Here is a 15394-nt window from a genome sequence, read left to right as displayed (position 1 = left end):
TTCATCCCCCCTGGCGCACCGGATCCCCACGGAGGGTCATGAAGTCCGTGTGACCTGCGGTGTCATCGGCGTGACACCGGATGACGCCGCGATGACGTTTCCACGGGAACGGCCCCGGTCCGACCGGACCGGGGCCGCTCCCGCGCTCGTCGGGCTCAGGGCCGGTGCTCGAACCAGACCGCGCCCAGCGGCGGCAGGGTCACCGGAGCCGAGTACGGCTGGCCGTGCCACTCCTGGACCTGGGCCTCCACGTGTGCGGGGGCCGGGTACTCCGAGCCCCCGAACCGGGCCTCGTCGGTGTTGAGCACCGCGTCCCAGCGGCCCTCCCAGGGCAGGCCGATCCGCCAGTCGGGGCGCGGCACCGGCGAGAAGTTCACCGCGCACACCAGGGCCGAGCCGTCCTCGCCCCGCCGCAGGTACGACAGCGTGTTGCCGTCGCGGTCGCCGCCGTCCAGCCACTGGAACCCGGCCGGGTCGGTGTCCAGCGACCACAGCGCCGGACGCGGCCGGTACAGGTCGTTGAGCGCCTTGACCAGCCGCTGCGCCCCCGCGTGGTGGTCGTACTGCAGCAACCACCAGGGCACCCCGTCCAGGTGCGACCACTCGTCGCCCTGGGCGATCTCCCCGCCCATGAACAGCAGCTGCTTGCCCGGGTGGGACCACATGAACGCCAGCAGCGCCCGCAGGTTCGCCGCCCGCTGCCACTCGTCGCCCGGCGGCCGGTTGAACAGCGACCCCTTGCCGTGCACCACCTCGTCGTGCGACAGCGGCAGCACGTAGTTCTCGCTGTAGGCGTACACCATCGCGAAGGTGACCTCGTCGTGGTGGTACTTGCGGTGGACCGGCTCCTTGGAGAGGTACTGGAGGGTGTCGTGCATCCACCCCATGTTCCACTTGAGCCCGAACCCGAGCCCCCCGTGGTCCACCGGCAGGGTCACCCCCGGGTAGGCGGTGGACTCCTCGGCGATCATCACCGCGTGCGGGTTGCGCCGGTAGACGACCGTGTTGAGCTCCTTGAGGAAGTCGATCGCCTCCAGGTTCTCCCGGCCGCCGAAGGCGTTGGGCTCCCACCCGCCGTCCTCGCGCGAGTAGTCCAGGTACAGCATGGACGCCACCGCGTCCACCCGCAGCCCGTCGATGTGGAACTCCTCCAGCCAGTACAGGGCGTTGGCCACGAGGAAGTTGCGCACCTCGGTGCGCCCGTAGTTGAAGATGAGCGTCCCCCAGTCGGGGTGCTCGCCCCGGCGCGGGTCGGGGTGCTCGTACAGCGCGGTGCCGTCGAACCGGGCCAGCGCCCACTCGTCCCTGGGGAAGTGCGCGGGCACCCAGTCCAGCAGGACCCCGATCCCGGCCCGGTGCAGCGAGTCCACCAGGTGCCGGAACTCGTCGGGCGTGCCGAACCGGGGCGTGGGCGCGTAGTACGACGTGACCTGGTAGCCCCAGGAGCCGTCGTAGGGGTGCCCGGCCACCGGCAGGAGCTCCACATGGGTGAACCCCATCTCGGTGACGTACCCGACGAGCTGGTCGGCCAGCTCGGTGTACGACAGGCCGGGCCGCCACGACCCCAGGTGCACCTCGTACACGCTCATCGGCGCCCGGTGCGGCTCCACACCCTTGCGCTCGGCCATCCACTCCTGGTCGGTCCACACGTGGCCCGACGTCGTCACCACCGACGCGGTCTGCGGCGGCATCTGGGTGGCCCGCGCCATCGGGTCGGCCTTGTCCCGCCAGTGCCCGTCGGCGCCCAGCACCTGGAACTTGTACAGCGCCCCGTCGCCCACGCCGGGCACGAACAGCTCCCACACGCCGGTGCCGCCCAGGCTGCGCATGGGGTGGCCGACGCCGTTCCACAGGTTGAAGTCGCCGATCAGGCGCACCCCGCGGGCGTTGGGCGCCCACACGGTGAAGGAGGTGCCGGACACCTCGCCCGCTTCGGTCTCCAGGGTGCGGGTGTGCGCCCCCAGCGCCCGCCACAGCTCCTCGTGCCTGCCCTCGCCGATGAGGTGCAGGTCCAGGTCGCCCAGGACGGGCGTGAACCGGTAGGGGTCGGCGGCCGTGTGCTCGGCGCCGTCCTCGTAGCGGGCGGTGACCCGGTAGTCGGCGGGGTCGCCGAGCCTCGTGCCGGGCACCTTGGCGGTGAACACGCCCCGGTGCAGGTGCTCGGCCCGCACCCGCTCGCCGTCGCGCAGCTCCAGGTGGACCTCGGTGGCGTGGGGCCGCAGCACCCGTACCACGGTGGACCGCCCCTGGGGGTGTACGCCCAGGACGGAGTGCGGGTCGTGGTGGTGGCCGTCGACCAGGCGGTCGACGGCGGCGAGCAGCTCCTGCTCGGGCCCGGAGGCCGCGCGGGCCGGGGCGGTGCGCGCGGGCGCCCTCCCCGCCGGGGCGGCCTTGGCGCGGCCCTTGGTGGCGGGCGCCGTCTTCTTCGCGGAGGCGGCCCTGGTCGCGGGCTCCTTCGCGGCGGTGGCCCGGCCCGCGGGCTTCTTCGCCGCGGCCGTCTTGCCCGCGGTCGCCTTGGCGGCGGCCGTCTTGCCCGCCGTCGTCTTGCCCGCGGCCGTTCGCGCGGCGGCGGGCTTCTTCGCCGCCGCCGACCCGGCGGCGGTCTTGCCCGCGGCGGCCTTGGCGGCGGTGCTCTTGGCGGCCGTCGTCTTGCCCGCCGTGGTCTTGGCGGCGGTCGTTTTCGCGGTGGCGGCCTTAGCCGCCGCCGGCTTGCCCGCGGTCTTCTTCTTCGCGCCGGCGGCCTTGCTCCCGGTCTTCTTCGCGGTCTCCTCATCGGTGGTCGCGCGCTGACGCTGTTCGCTGCGTGGCGAGGACAATGCTGCTCCGTGGTGCTCGTGGACAGGAACGGTGGACAGGAAACGGGGAGGGGCGGGGGAGCGGAGGCGGCCCGCCCGGGGGCGGGCCGCTGTTCAGCGGGGCACCGGCGGGGCCGCCGCGGCGGCGATGGACTCCAGCGGTACCCGCAGCCAGTGCGGCCGGTTGCGGGCCTCGTACAGCACCTCGTACACGGCCTTGTCGAACTCGAAGGCCCGCAGCACGACCAGGTGCTTCTCCGGGTCGGCGCCGCCGCCGTCGGCGTAGCCGCGGCAGAACGCCTCGCGGTTGGCCCGCGCCCAGGACCGCGCCGACCACTCCAGCCCCTCGTCGCCGGGGTGGTCGACCAGCAGGTACCCGGCGGCGTAGTCGAAGGAGCGGAGCATCCCGGCCACGTCCCGCAGCGGGCTGGCGAGCTGCCGGCGCTCGGCGACGGAGACGGTGGGCTCGCCCTCGAAGTCGAGCAGCACCCACCCCCCGGTCCCGGTGCGGATGACCTGGCCCAGGTGGTAGTCGCCGTGGATGCGCTGGATCGGCAGCGGCTCGTCCACCCGGGCGAACTCGGCGTAGGCCTCCATCACCAGGGGTGCGTGCTCGGCCAGTTCCGGCACCTCGGCGCTGGCCATGGCCAGCCGCTCCACCATGGCGTCGGCCAGCTCCGCCACGGCCGTCACCGACAGCACGTCCGTGGGCAGGGTGCGGGCCAGGGCGCGGTGCACCTCCGCCGTGGTGCGCCCGAGCAGGGCGGCATCCCCGGTGAACGAGGTCCGCGCCGCGCGGTCGGCGCCCCGGGTCAGCGCCTCGGCGTCGGCGGTGGCCAGCACCCAGCCGTCCGTGGCCCCGGGGATGTAGTCCTGGAGCATCGCCAGGGTGGTGGGCTCGGCGTACCCGGGCAGGTCCGCCTCGATCCACCCGCACGGCCGGGCCACGTACGGCGAGCCGTACAGCGCCCGGTTGAGCTCCAGGTCCGGGTTGGGCCCGGGCCACACCCGCCGGAACGTCTTGAGGACGTAGTCCTCTCCGAACACCAGCGACGTGTTGGACTGCTCCCCGGTCAGCACCCGCCCCGAGGTACCGGTGCGGATGCGCTCGCCGGGCAGGGTGCGGAACCGGACGTGCCCGGCCGCCGAGGGGGCCGCGAAGCGTTCCAGCAGCATGGCGGTCAGCTGGGCGTCGTTGGCCGCGTCGTAGACGACCCGCGACCTCCCGCCCGGGGCCTGGTGGACGCCGATGGCGGCGCCCGCCAGCTCCGCGGGCAGGGAGCGAGACGACCGGGAGCCGAGCAGTACCTGGTAGCGGGAGCTGCGGCCGCGCTGCCCGGCGCGGACGACGAGCAGGTTGAGGTCGGGGCCCTCGGGGCCGGCGGACACCAGGGTGTGCCGGCTTTCGACCCGGATGTTGCGGATGGGGATCCCCTTGCCGGAGAACCAGCGCTGACGGGGCATCCAGACGGCGAGGAGCTCTTCGAGTTGGGACATGATCAGTCGGGCCTGTTCCCCTTCTCGTCGGAGGACGGCATGGTGACCGTGGTGCGGTGGCCGCCGCGGGTGCGGGGGGAGTGCCCGCCCAGCGCGGTCCGGGCACTGACCCCGGCCGCGGGCAGGCCGTAGGTCGGTGCGGTGTCCTCCTCGCCGACGACGGGACCGGGGCCGGTGTCCGCGGCGGGGGGCAGCTGGAACCAGTAGAAGCCGTGTCCGGGCAGGGTGAGCAGGTACGGCAGCTCGCCGATCCGCGGGAAGCGCGTCCCGCCCACGCACTCCACCGGGTTCACCCCGAGGTAGCCGGACAGGTCCAGCTCCACCGGCTGCGGGTGCTTGGACAGGTTGTTGACGCACAGCATGCGGTCGTCGCCGTGCTCGCGGATGAACGCGAACACGCTGGGGTTGCTGGCGTCGAGCTCGGTGAACGCCCCGGTGCCGAACACGGGGTGCCGCTTGCGGATCTGGATCATCTGCCGCGTCCAGTTGAGCAGCGAGCCGGGGTTGGCGCGCTGGGACTCGACGTTGACCGCCTGGTAGCCGTACACCGGGTCGAGGATGAGCGGAAGGTACAGGCGCCCGGGGTCCCCGGTGGAGAACCCGGCGTTGCGGTCGGAGCTCCACTGCATGGGGGTGCGCACGGCGTCGCGGTCGCCCAGCCAGATGTTGTCGCCCATGCCGATCTCGTCGCCGTAGTACAGCACCGGGGAGCCGGGCAGGGACAGCAGCAGGGCGGTGAACAGCTCGATCTGGTTGCGGTCGTTGTCCAACAGGGGGGCGAGCCGCCGCCGGATCCCCACGTTGGCGCGCATGCGGGGTTCCTTGGCGTACTCGGCGTACATGTAGTCGCGCTCCTCGTCGGTGACCATCTCCAGGGTCAGCTCGTCGTGGTTGCGCAGGAAGATCGCCCACTGGCAGTTGGCCGGGATCTCCGGGGTCTGGGCGAGGATCTCCGAGATCGGGTACCTCTGCTCCCGCCGCACCGCCATGAACATGCGCGGCATCAGCGGGAAGTGGAAGTTCATGTGGCACTCGTCGCCGCCGGCGGCGTGGTCGCCGAAGTAGTCCACGACCTCGGAGGGCCACTGGTTGGCCTCGCTCAGCAGGACCCGGCCGGGGTAGAGCCGGTCCACCTCCGCGCGCACGCGCTTGAGGAACTCGTGCGTCTCCTTGAGGTTCTCGCAGTTGGTGCCCTCGCGCTCGTACAGGTAGGGCACGGCGTCCAGCCGGAAGCCGTCGATGCCCAGGTCCAGCCAGTAGCGCAGGACCTCCAGGATGGCCTCCTGGACGGCCGGGTTCTCGAAGTTGAGGTCGGGCTGGTGGGAGAAGAAGCGGTGCCAGTAGTACTGGCCGCGGACCTCGTCGTAGGTCCAGTTGGACGTCTCGGTGTCGACGAAGATGATCCGGGCGTCCTCGTAGCGGTCCTTGGTGTCGGACCACACGTAGAAGTCGCCGTAGGGGCCCTCGGGGTCCTCCCGGGAGGCCTTGAACCACGGGTGCTGGTCGCTGGTGTGGTTCATGACCAGGTCGGTGATGACGCGGATGCCGCGCCGGTGCGCCTCGTCGAGCAGCTCCACGAAGTCGGCGGTGGTGCCGAACTCGGGGAGGATCTTGAAGTAGTCCGAGATGTCGTAGCCGCCGTCGCGCAGGGGGGACTCGTACATCGGCAGCAGCCAGATGCAGTCGATGCCGAGCCACTGGAGGTAGTCCAGTTTCCGCACCAGGCCGGCGAGGTCGCCGGTGCCGTCGCCGTTGGAGTCGTGGAAACCCCGGGCGAGTACTTCGTAGAAGACGGCGTGCTTGTACCAGTAGGGGTCACCGGTACCGCCGGAGGACATGAGCGGGCCGGTGGCGGCCCCGGTGGCCGGCGCGAGCGGACCGTGCGCGGGGTGTTCGGGGCGGCCCGGTCCGGACTCGTCGTTGCTCATCTACTGCTCCCCACCAATGAATGTTCGACATCGGATCAACGGCTGCTCGGGCATGGGAAGGGCGCCGGCGGACACCGTCCGCCGCGCCCCTCCGGATGCTCCGCGGGCCGCTATCTGCCGTTGACGGTGAACACGTGCGCGGGACCCCGCTCGGGGTCGAGCCGGACGTAGTTCGCCGCCCCCCACGTGTAGGCGGCGCCGGTCAACTCGTCGGTCACCTTGAGTTCCTCCTCCCACGCGCGGCCGATGGACGGCAGATCCAGGTGCACCGTCGCCTCGCGGACGTGGTGCGGGTCGAGGTTGACGACGGCGACGACCAGGTCGTCGGGGTCGCCGGGGCGCTCGCCGGGGCGGCGCTTGGAGAAGCAGATGATCTCCGGCCGGTCCACCGGGTGGAACCGCAGGTTGCGCAGCTCGCGCAGGGCGGGGTGGGCGCGGCGCAGCCGGTTGAGCCGGGTGATGAGGCCGGAGATGCTCCGTCCCTCGGCCTCGGCCCCGGCCCAGTCGCGCGGCCGGTACTGGTACTTCTCCGAGTCCAGGTACTCCTCGCTGCCGGGCCGCACGGGGGTGTTCTCGCACAGCTCGTAGCCGGAGTAGACGCCCCAGGTGGGCGAGAGCAGCGAGGCCAGGACCGCGCGGATCTCGAAGGCGGGGCGGCCGCCCTCCTGGAGGTAGGCGTTGAGGATGTCCGGGGTGTTGGCGAAGAAGTTGGGCCGCAGGTAGTGGGCGGTCTCCCGGCTCAGCTCGGTGAGGTAGTCGGTGAGCTCGTCCTTGCCGTTGCGCCAGGTGAAGTAGGTGTACGACTGGTGGAACCCGACCTTGGCCAGGGTCCGCATCATGGCGGGGCGGGTGAACGCCTCGGCCAGGAACAGGACGTCCGGGTGCTTCTTCGCCACGTCGGCCAGCAGCTTCTCCCAGAACGCCACCGGCTTGGTGTGCGGGTTGTCGACCCGGAAGATGCGCACCCCGTGGTCGATCCAGTGCTGGACGACGCGGCGGATCTCCCGGTACAGCCCCGGGAAGTCGTTGTCGAAGTTCAGGGGGTAGATGTCCTGGTACTTCTTGGGCGGGTTCTCGGCGTAGGCGATGGACCCGTCGGCCCGGGTGGTGAACCACTCGGGGTGCTCGGCGACCCACGGGTGGTCGGGGGAGCACTGCAGGGCCAGGTCCAGGGCGATCTCCAGGCCGTGTCCGCGCGCCTCGGAGACGAAGGCGTCGAAGTCGGCGAGGGTGCCCAGGTCGGGGTGGACGGCGTCGTGCCCGCCGTCGGCCGAGCCGATGGCCCATACCGACCCGGGCTCGCCCGGACCGGCGGTCAGGGCGTTGTTGGCGCCCTTGCGGTGGGAGTGCCCCACGGGGTGGATCGGCGGCAGGTACACCACGTCGAAGCCCATGTCGGCGATGGCCGGCAGCCGCTTGGCCGCGGTGGCGAAGGTGCCGGAGACCTCCTGGCCGGGGGCGGTGTCCACCTGGGCGCCCTCGGACCGGGGGAAGAACTCGTACCAGGAGCCGAAGAGGGCGCGCTCGCGGTGCACGACCACGCTGGTGCGCTGCGAGCGGGTGACGAGCTCGCGCAGCGGGTGGTCGTGCATGAGCTCGAGCACCTCGGGGGTGACCGCGGCGGCGTAGCGCTCGGCCGGGGTCAGCGAGGTGTCGCGCAGGGCGGCCGCGGCCCGGGCGAGCGGGGGCTTGCGGGGAACGCGGCGGGCGGCCCGGGACAGCAGCCGGGCCCCCTCCTCCAGGACCAGGTCGGTGTCCTGGTCCAGGGGGAGCTTGACCTCGGCGACGTGGTGCCAGGTGGCGAAGGGGTCGCTCCAGGCCTCGATGGCGAAGGACCACTTCCCCTCGGCGGGGAGGGAGATCTCCGCCTCGTGGCGGTCGGTCCCGGGGGCGCGCTCGCTCATGCGCACGAGGCGTTCCCGGCGGCCCTTGGGCGAATAGACGACCACACCCGCGGCGAGGGAGTCGTGCCCTTCGCGGATGACCGTCGCGCCGACGGTGAAGCGTTCACCGGGAACGGCTTTCACCGGGCCGAGATCGTTGTCCGGAGAGATGTCGAGGATGGGCAGGCGTCCGATCACTGGCTACACCGTAATTGTCGTGGTTCGGGCGTTTCGGGGAGGCGCTTCGGTCGACGTCGGGCAGAAATAACCCAGAGTTAATCCGAGGCAAGACGGAGTTAATGAAGGGCCCGGATCGGATTCTGTCCGGATTGCGGCTTCGGTGCCCTCCGCTCTCTATCGTGTGCCCTCTCGTGTGGTTTGGCGGAGTGCCAGGGCCGGATAATTTATGTGATCCTCGTCACACTGGCTGTAAGGGCTTTCTGCTGGTATTTGACTGGTTTCACCTGCGTAAACTACGCAAATCGGTCAGAAAGAGACACGTGTTTCGGGGGTCTCTCTGGTTGTTCTGCCGTTCTCTGTGGTGAAAAGTCGGAAAACTCATCGGTCATGTTGCAGGGGTGTGGCGGATGGGTAGGGATGACCAAATGCCCGGAGGAGGGGTCCGACCTTATTGCGGACATGTCCGTGTGTCGGAATGATCCATGGAAGTCGGCTAGTCCCGGATCCGGTGCATCGGTGCGGCGGGCCGTCCCGTGCGGCTTCGTTTCGTCTCGATGTCGAGAAATTGAAATGCCCGTTTCGTTGAGTAGTGCACCTGGCGTGAGCGATGTCCGATCTGTTGGCTTTGCCATGGATTGATGAAGAGTTTCAGTGACACGCCCGATCCCGCGCCGTCCGCGGCGGCCCGTCCCTGCGAGGGTGGTCGACGCAGCAGTGCCCCGCCCGTGCCGAGCGCGGGCGGGGGCCACACGGCGTTGGGGGGACGACGTGACGGAGCCGAACCGGAAGGGCCGGCCGGAGGAGAGACGCAGGACGATCCTGGGACTGGCGGGGACGGGCGCGCTGGCGGGGCTGCTGACCGCGGCGCTGATCCTGCCCTGGGCGGGCGGCCTGGGGCTGGCCGCCCGCGACGCCGCGGCCGGGTTCATGGCGCTGCCCGCCGACCTGGAGATCCACCGCCTGACCGAGCGGGTCCTCATCACCGACGTCGACCACGAGCCCATCGCCGAGGTGGCCCGGCGCGAACGCGAGGTCGTCGACCTGGCGGACATCAGCCCCTGGGTCCCGGCCGCGCTGATGGCGATCGAGGACGAGCGGTTCTACGAACACGCCGGGCTCGACCTGCGCGGCCTGCTGCGCGCCGCCACGCGCACCGCGCAGGGCGACACCCAGGGCGGCTCGACCATCACCCAGCAGTACGTCAAGAACCTGCTCATCGAGCAGGCCACCGACGAGGAGGGGGTGCGGCGCGCCAGCGAGCGGACCCTGGTCCGCAAGCTCGTCGAGCTGCGCTACGCCATCGACGTCGAGGACCGCCTGAGCAAGGACGAGATCATGGAGGGCTACCTCAACCTCGCCTACTTCGGCTCCGGCGCCCACGGCATCGAGATCGCGGCCCGCCGCTACTTCTCGACCACCGCGGACCGGCTGGACCCCGGCCAGGCGGCGACCCTCGTGGGCCTGGTGCGCGCCCCCTCCTACTACGACCCGTTGGCCAACCCCGAGGCCGCCGCCGAACGGCGCGACCTGGTGCTCGACCGCATGGTCGCCACCGGCCACCTGTCCGAAGGGGAGGCCGACCGGTACCGCGGGGCCGACCTGCGGCTGGACCCCACGCCGCGCGGCGGCAGCTGCTACCACAGCGAGCAGCCGTTCTTCTGCGACTACGTGATGCGCTGGCTCCAGGACTCCGAGGAGCTGGCCGAGGACCCCGCGGAGCGCGAGTTCCTGCTCGGGCGCGGCGGCATCACCGTGCGCACCACCCTGGACTCGGGGATGCAGGCGGCCGCGCAGGAGGCCATCGACTCCCGGGTGCCCCCGGGGGACACCACCAAGTTCGCCGCGCAGGTGCTGGTGGAGCCCGGGACCGGCAAGGTCCGGGCGATGGCCCAGAACATGCGGTACGGGTTCGACGAGGAGGAGGTCGGGACGACCTCCATCAACCTGGCCGTCGACCACGAGGACGGCGGCTCGCACGGGTACCAGGCGGGGTCCACGTTCAAGGCGTTCACCCTGGCCGCGGCGCTCGACAAGGGGCTGAAGTACGGGACCAGCTTCGACTCGCCCAAGAGCGTCTCCGTGAGCGGGATGGCCAACTGCGAGGGCGGGACGATGTCCACGTGGAAGGTGAACAACGCGGGTGAGAGCGACGCGGGCTCGCACAACATGATCAGCGGGACCAAGGGGTCGGTGAACACCTACTTCGCCCAGCTCCAGAGGCGGGTGGGGCTGTGCGAGACCGCCGAGATGGCCGAGCGGACCGGCATCCACCGCGCCGACGGCGAGCCGCTGGGCGTGTGGAGCTCCTTCACCCTGGGCGACCAGGAGGTCTCCCCGCTCACCGTCGCCAACGCCTACGCCACCTTCGCGGCGCGGGGCGAGTACTGCGAGCCGCGCCCGGTGTCCTCCGTGACCATCGGCCGCGAGGGCGACGAGGACTTCCGCGAGATCCGGATGCGCTCGCACTGCGAGGAGGGGGCGGTGCCGACCCACGTGGCCGACGGCGTCAACCACCTGCTCCAGCAGACCTTCAAGGGCGGCACCGCGAACGGCCTGGGCATCGGCCGCCCGGCCGCGGGCAAGACCGGCACCACCGACAGCGCGGCCTACGCCTGGTTCGCCGGGTACACGCCCAACCTGGCCTCGGCCGTGGTGGTCGGCGACATCCGGGGCGGGGAGCAGAACCCGCTCCAGGGGGTGTGGATCGGCGGCCGGTACTACGGGATCGTCTACGGCGGCACGCTGCCGGGGCCGATCTGGCAGGCCACGATGAACCGCGCCGCGGCCGACCTGCCCGCGGAGTCCTTCGCCCCGTCGCCGCCCCGCTTCGGCGACCCGTCGGCGGCCCCGCCCAAGAAGGAGGAGGAGGGCGACGAGGACGCCTGACCGCAAGGCGCGGAGGGGCCCGGGGAGGGCCCTCCGGAGCAGTCCCCGGGGAGGGGACGGGGGCCGGTCCCGGTTCGGGGCCGGCCCCCGCGGCGTCCCGGGAGGTGAGACGGCACGGCACAGGACTGGCCTTCTCCGGCATATGGCGCATAATGGGGGCGAACCGACAGGGGAGCGCGTGAGCGCTGAGAGTGCGGAGAGTCCGCAGACCCTTACACACCTGATCCGGGTAATGCCGGCGAAGGAAGTCGTGGGAACCGCCACCGGTGGCGCGTCTCGCGCGCCGGAGGTCCGCTTCCGGCGCCGCAGTGCCCCGGTGCCGCTCTTGGCCGTATCCGCCCCTCGTCACACCGACGAAGGGACACATCGAATGGGCACCGACACCACCCCCGGTGGCACCTGGGCCGACATCAGGTCGCGGGCACGCGGCTGGCGCACCGTCGACATCGTCGTCGCCGCCGTGCTGGGCGTCGCCGTCGGCGTCGTGTTCTGGCTCTGGAACATCGTCTGGTCCATCACCACCCCGCTGTTCGCGGCGTTCCCGCCCGGGCAGGCGGCCGTCTACGGCATGTGGCTGATCTCCGGCGTCCTGGGCGGGCTCATCATCCGCAGGCCCGGCGCCGCCCTGCTGACCTCGATCGCCGCCGCCTCGGTGTCGGCGGTCCTGGGCACCCAGTGGGGGGTCATGGTCCTCCTCGACGGCACCCTCCAGGGCATCCTGCCCGAGCTGGTCTTCCTGGCCTTCGGCTACCGCCGCTGGGGCATGGGCGTCGCCGTCCTGGCCGCCGCCGTCGCCGGGATCTCCCCGGCGATCCGCGACAACATCGCCTACAACGTCACCTGGCCGCTGCACTACCAGGTGATCTACGGGGTCATCGTGGTGATCAGCGCCGCGGTCATCGCCGGGGTCGGCGCGCGCCTGCTCACCACCGCCCTGGCCCGCTCCGGCGCGCTGGCCCCCTTCGCCTCGGCCAAGGGCTGACCGTGGCCGACCGAGGACGCCCGGGCGCCCGCGTCGAGCTCTCCGGCTGGGGATGGCGGCACGCGGGCCGGGACGCGTACACCCTGCGGGGCGTCGACCTGGCCGTCGGGCCCGGTGAACGGGTGCTGCTGCTCGGCGCCTCCGGCACCGGCAAGTCCACCCTGCTGCACGCCCTGGCCGGGCTCACCGGCGACGACGGCGCCATCGGCGGAGAGGAGGAGGGCCTGCTCCTGGTGGACGGGGAGCGGGCCCGCCGCGGCCGGGCCGGGGTCGGGCTGGTCGCCCAGGACCCCGAGTCGCAGATCGTCATGGCCCGGGCCGGGGACGACGTCGCCTTCGGCCCGGAGAACCTGGGCGTGCCGCCGGAGGAGATCCGCGAGCGGGTGGGCGAGGCGCTGGAGGCCGTCGGGTTCCCCTACGGTCCGCGCCACCCCACCGGTGCGCTGTCGGGCGGCGAGAAGCAGCGCCTGGTCATCGCCGGGGCGATGGCGATGCGCCCGCGCCTGCTGCTGCTCGACGAGCCCACCGCCAACCTCGACCCGGACGGGGCCGCCCTCGTGCGCGGGGTGCTCGCCCGCCTGCTGGAGCGGACCTCGGCGACGATGGTGCTGGTGGAGCACCGGGTCGCCGAGGTCGTGGACCTGGTGGACCGGGTGGTCGTGCTGGAGGCCGGGGGCGGCGTGGCCGCCGACGGCCCGCCGCGCGAGGTGTTCGCCGCCCACGGCGCGGCGCTGGCCGCGCAGGGCGTGTGGGTGCCCGGGCACGAGCCCGACCCCTCCCCGGAAGCCGCCCCCGGCGGCCCGGTGCTGCTGCGGGCCGCCGGGGTGGACGCCCGCACCCCGCCCGGGCTGGGCGTGCGCGTCCCGCCCCGGCGCACGGTCCTGGAGGACGTGGACGTCGCGGTGCGGGCCGGGACCGCCACCGCGCTGACCGGGCCCAACGGCGCCGGCAAGTCCACGCTGCTCACCCTGCTGGCCGGGCTGTCCCGCCCCCACCGCGGCGCCGTCCTGCCGCACGGCCCGCTGGCCGACGCCGACCGGCGGCCGCTGGCGCGCTGGCCGGCGCGCAGGCTGGCCCGGCACGTGGGCACCGTGTTCCAGCACGCCGAGGACCAGTTCGTCACCGGCACCGTCCGGGACGAGCTGAGGTTCGCCCCGCTGCGCGCCGGGAGGGGCGAGGCGGAGACCGAGGCGTGGGTCGGCGAGCTGCTGGAGCGCCTGCGGCTGACCGCGCTGGCCGACGTGCACCCGTACACGCTTTCCGGGGGAGAGAAACGGCGGCTTTCGGTCGCCACCGCGCTGAGTTCCGGCCCTTCGCACGCCCCCGACGTGCTGGTCCTGGACGAGCCCACCTTCGGCCAGGACACCCGGACCTGGACCGAGCTGGTGGAACTGCTCGGCGGACTGCGGGCCGAGGGCCGCGCCGTCGTCATGGCCACCCACGACGAGCTGCTGCTGCGCCGCCTGGCCGACGTGCGGATCCGGGTCGCCGGCGGCCGGGCCGAGGAGACGGGCCGCGCCGACGCGGCGGAGGGGGGCACCCGTGGCCGACCGTGAGACCAACGCGCCGGTCGCGGACGCGCTGACCTTCGACGCGCCCGGGGACGGCGGCGCCCGCACCTGGCTGACCCGGTTCAACCCCGCGGCCAAGCTGCTGGCCGCGCTGGTCCTGGGCCTGGGCCTGGTCCCGGCGGTGGACGCCGTCACCGGCGGCGTGGTGCTGCTGGGCGTGCTGGCCCTGGTGCCGTTCAGCGGCCTGGACCGGCGCACCCTGCTGGTCCTGGGCGGGCCGTTCGTCCTCATGGGCCTGTCCAGCGGCCTGGTCAATTACCTGTACGGCGAGGAGGGCCTGGAGGGGGCGGTGGGGGCGGCGGTGCGCCTGCTGGCCATCGCCCTGCCCGGGCTGCTCGCCGCCGCCGGGAGCGACCCCACCGACATGGCCGACGGCCTGGTGCAGAGGCTGAGGGTGCCCGAGCGCCCGGCCATGGGCGTGCTGGCCGCGCTGCGGCTGGTCCCGCTGCTGGCCGACCAGTGGCGCACCATCACCCTGGCCCGGCGGGCCCGCGGGCTGGAGGCGGGCCGCAACCCGGTGCGGATGGTCGCGCTGTTCTTCGGGCGGATGTTCGCGTTGCTGGTGCGGGCCATCCGCACCGGGACGCTCATGGCCACCGCCATGGACGCCCGCGCGTTCGGCACCGGACGGCGCAGCCACGCCCGGCACAGCCGCTGGCGCACCGCCGACACGCTGCTGCCGGTCGGGGCGTTGCTGCTGCTGGCGGCGGCCTACACGCTGTCCGCCAGGCTGGGCACCCTGGTACTGCTGTTCTCGTGACCCGGGTGATAGGAATCCCTGGGACCCAGACACTGACGTCGACAAGCGAAGAGGTGGAGCACGTGGCCGAGTTCGTGCGCGTGGAGACCGACCCCGAGCACCCGGCGGTCGCCGTGATCCGGCTGGACCGCCCCAAGGTGAACGCGCTCAACGCGGTACTGACCGCCGAGATCGCCGAGGCCGCCGCGCAGGTCGCCGCCGACCCGGCGGCCCGAGCGGTCGTGGTCTACGGCGGCGAGCGGTTCTTCGTGGCGGGGGCCGACATCAAGGAGATGGCCGAGCGCACCCACGCGCAGATGCTGGAGTACGCCCGCGACCTCCAGAAGGCGCTGACCGCCGTGGCGCGCATCCCCAAGCCCGTGGTCGCGGCCGTCACCGGCTACGCCCTGGGCGGCGGCCTGGAGCTGGCGCTGGCCGCCGACTTCCGGGTGGTGGGGAGCAAGGCCAAGCTGGGCGTCCCCGAGATCCAGCTCGGCGTGATCCCCGGCGCCGGCGGCACCCAGCGGCTGCCCCGGCTCATCGGCCCGGCCCGCGCCAAGGAGATGATCTTCAGCGGCCGCCACGTGGACGCCGCCGAGGCGAAGGAGATCGGCCTGGCGGACGCCGTCGTCGCCGACGAGGACGTCTACGCCGAGGCGGTGGCCTTCGTCGCCCGCTTCGCCGACGGCCCCGCGGTGGCGCTGGCCGCCGCCAAGGAGGCCGTGGACCGCGGCCTGGAGACCGACCTGGACACCGGGCTGGAGATGGAGCGCCTGCACTTCGCCGGGCTGTTCGCCACCGAGGACCAGAAGACCGGCATGCGCAGCTTCATCGAGCAGGGGCCCGGCAAGGCGGTCTTCAACGGCCGCTGACCCGCCGGGGCCGTCCCGCGGCCGGTAGCCGCGGCACCGGTCGCGGGACGCGGGGTGAGAA

9 protein-coding genes and 1 riboswitch are annotated in these 15394 nt (G+C 72.6%); of the genes, 5 read left to right on the top strand and 4 right to left on the bottom strand.

All coding sequences use genetic code 11. The features are described 5' to 3' along the window. Positions 1-155: 155 nt before the first annotated feature. The 4 genes from glgB to ABZ249_RS06650 all read right to left on the bottom strand — a co-directional run bounded on the left by glgB (position 156) and on the right by ABZ249_RS06650 (position 8301). On the bottom strand, positions 156-2321 hold the full coding sequence (gene glgB / locus ABZ249_RS06665) for a 1,4-alpha-glucan branching protein GlgB (RefSeq protein ID WP_355258744.1): 2166 nt from the start codon (positions 2319-2321) through the stop codon (positions 156-158). 588 nt (positions 2322-2909) lie between these two features. Then, positions 2910-4292 carry a phosphotransferase gene (locus ABZ249_RS06660; protein ID WP_355258220.1) on the bottom strand — a complete coding sequence of 461 codons (1383 nt, stop codon included), beginning with the start codon at positions 4290-4292 and terminating at the stop codon, positions 2910-2912. A 2-nt stretch (positions 4293-4294) separates the two neighbouring features. After that, the gene (gene treS, locus ABZ249_RS06655) at positions 4295-6220 is read right to left on the bottom strand and encodes a maltose alpha-D-glucosyltransferase (protein ID WP_355258217.1); all 1926 of its coding nucleotides are present in this window, start codon (positions 6218-6220) and stop codon (positions 4295-4297) included. A 110-nt stretch (positions 6221-6330) separates the two neighbouring features. Then, the gene (locus tag ABZ249_RS06650) at positions 6331-8301 is read right to left on the bottom strand and encodes an alpha-1,4-glucan--maltose-1-phosphate maltosyltransferase (RefSeq protein ID WP_355258214.1); all 1971 of its coding nucleotides are present in this window, start codon (positions 8299-8301) and stop codon (positions 6331-6333) included. Between the two features lie 750 nt (positions 8302-9051). Here ABZ249_RS06650 and ABZ249_RS06645 point away from each other — a divergent pair. The 5 genes from ABZ249_RS06645 (at position 9052) to ABZ249_RS06625 (ending at position 15333) form a co-directional block, all read left to right on the top strand. Further along, positions 9052-11169 carry a transglycosylase domain-containing protein gene (locus ABZ249_RS06645; protein WP_355258211.1) on the top strand — a complete coding sequence of 706 codons (2118 nt, stop codon included), beginning with the start codon at positions 9052-9054 and terminating at the stop codon, positions 11167-11169. A 158-nt stretch (positions 11170-11327) separates the two neighbouring features. Continuing rightward, positions 11328-11433: riboswitch (TPP riboswitch) on the top strand. 106 nt (positions 11434-11539) lie between these two features. Beyond that, on the top strand, positions 11540-12151 hold the full coding sequence (locus tag ABZ249_RS06640; protein ID WP_220563073.1) for an ECF transporter S component: 612 nt from the start codon (positions 11540-11542) through the stop codon (positions 12149-12151). Positions 12152-12153: 2 nt separating this feature from the next. Continuing rightward, entirely contained in the window at positions 12154-13707 is a 1554-nt protein-coding gene (locus tag ABZ249_RS06635) for an ABC transporter ATP-binding protein (protein WP_355258207.1), read from the top strand. Next, positions 13694-14482: an energy-coupling factor transporter transmembrane component T gene (locus tag ABZ249_RS06630; RefSeq protein ID WP_355258204.1), complete on the top strand. Its 789-nt coding sequence runs from the start codon at positions 13694-13696 to the stop codon at positions 14480-14482. The genes ABZ249_RS06635 and ABZ249_RS06630 overlap by 14 nt, the downstream gene beginning before the upstream one ends. 62 nt (positions 14483-14544) lie before the next feature. Continuing rightward, entirely contained in the window at positions 14545-15333 is a 789-nt protein-coding gene (locus ABZ249_RS06625) for an enoyl-CoA hydratase-related protein (protein WP_355258201.1), read from the top strand. Positions 15334-15394 lie beyond the last annotated feature (61 nt).

Source organism: Nocardiopsis sp. NPDC006139 (genome assembly GCF_040614155.1).
In the GTDB taxonomy this organism is placed as follows: Bacteria; Actinomycetota; Actinomycetes; order Streptosporangiales; family Streptosporangiaceae; genus Nocardiopsis; species Nocardiopsis changdeensis.
The sequence above is the reverse complement of the archived record's forward strand: the minus strand, read 5'-3'. Positions and strand labels throughout refer to the sequence as shown.

Bases quoted from the DNA above. Each gene is read 5' to 3' on its own strand.
- ABZ249_RS06640 (WP_220563073.1), top strand. From the start codon at position 11,540: ATGGGCACCGACACCACCCCCGGTGGCACCTGGGCCGACATCAGGTCG.
- treS (WP_355258217.1), bottom strand. From the start codon at position 6,220: ATGAGCAACGACGAGTCCGGACCGGGCCGCCCCGAACACCCCGCGCAC.
- ABZ249_RS06660 (WP_355258220.1), bottom strand. From the start codon at position 4,292: ATGTCCCAACTCGAAGAGCTCCTCGCCGTCTGGATGCCCCGTCAGCGC.